This window comes from Capnocytophaga sp. oral taxon 863 str. F0517 (assembly GCF_000466425.1).
GTDB lineage: Bacteria > Bacteroidota > Bacteroidia > Flavobacteriales > Flavobacteriaceae > Capnocytophaga.
Map to the genome: position 1 here is coordinate 1 of NZ_KE992150.1, position 548 is coordinate 548.

At 42.2% G+C, this 548-nt stretch carries 1 protein-coding gene; it reads right to left on the reverse strand.

The features are described from left to right. The coding region (locus HMPREF1551_RS06340) for a DUF3945 domain-containing protein (RefSeq protein ID WP_021628249.1) at window positions 1-548 on the reverse strand (548 nt) is incomplete at both ends.

Below are 548 nucleotides of genomic sequence, written 5' to 3' on the forward strand. Positions count from 1 at the left end.
GCGTTAAAAGGCTCTCCTTTTTTAGAGGTCATTCCCTCGACAAACAGGGGCTTGCCTTCTTTGAGTGTTTGTTTTTGCTCCTGGGAGAGTTTGACTCCTTTGATTTCATCGGGGACTTTGATGTGTTCACTGCGCAAGGCAATGATTTCATTGGTGAGCTTATCAATACTGATAATAGAAGGAATTTTTTCTCCTGTCTTGGTATTGGTAAGCTCAACTGTACGTCCCATATTTCCTGTGGTAAGCAGGTTCTTTTTATCCTCTTCTGAAAACTCGTGACCAAAGAAAGGATAATCCAATTGTGGTTCCTTACGCATCCCGTGAATGGCTACTGCTACTTTTCCATCAACTTCCCTTAGGGATAGACGAGCATCAAAGCGGGTTACTGTAGAGCCTAAATTGAAACTAATAGGCACCAGTTCATTGGTTTTATAACCTTTTAAGAGGGGCTCTAATAGGTTCCTCTTCTCTAAAGACTCTCGACTCACCCCTAAGTTTTGTAACGTTTCCCAATCAATAGCATCAGGGTTGTACTTGAGTTCCTCTTG